This window comes from Mycolicibacterium sp. XJ1819 (assembly GCF_053483675.1).
The window spans coordinates 1-564 of sequence record NZ_JBEFST010000053.1 but is presented as its reverse complement, the minus strand read 5'-3'; the positions used below and the strand labels follow the sequence as shown (position 1 = coordinate 564).

Here is a 564-nt window from a genome sequence, read left to right as displayed (position 1 = left end):
TGCGTCGACGAGAAGACCCAGATCCAGGCCCTCAACCGCACCCAACCGGTGTTTCCGATGCTGCCAGGAACACCGGCGCGGGCCAGCCACGACTACGTCCGCCACGGCACCTCCAGCCTCTATGCCGCCCTGGACCTCGCCACCGGCAAGGTGATCGGCTCCTTGCACGCCCGGCACAGATCCCAGGAGTTCCTCGCCTTCCTCAAGAAAATCGATGCCCATGTGCCGGCCGAGCTGGACTGCCACGTCGTGCTCGACAACGCCTCCACCCACAAAACGCCAGCAGTGAAGCGTTGGCTGACAAACCATCCCCGGTTCGTCCTGCACTTCACCCCGACCAGTTCGTCGTGGCTCAACCTCGTCGAGCGCTGGTTTGCCGAACTGACCACCAAAAAACTGCGCCGCGGCACCCATACCTCAGTCCGCCAACTCAACGCAGACATCCGCGCATGGATCGACACCTGGAACGACGACCCCCGCCCCTATGTCTGGACCAAGACCGCCGACCAAATCCTCGCCAGCATCGCCAACTACTGTCGACGAATTAACGACTCAGGACACTAG

1 protein-coding gene is annotated in these 564 nt (G+C 62.4%); it reads left to right on the top strand.

All coding sequences use genetic code 11. From position 1 onward, the window contains the following. Positions 1–564, top strand: a 564-nt coding sequence (locus tag ABQE89_RS26270) for an IS630 family transposase (protein ID WP_448422169.1), incomplete at its 5' end; no start/stop codon positions are given.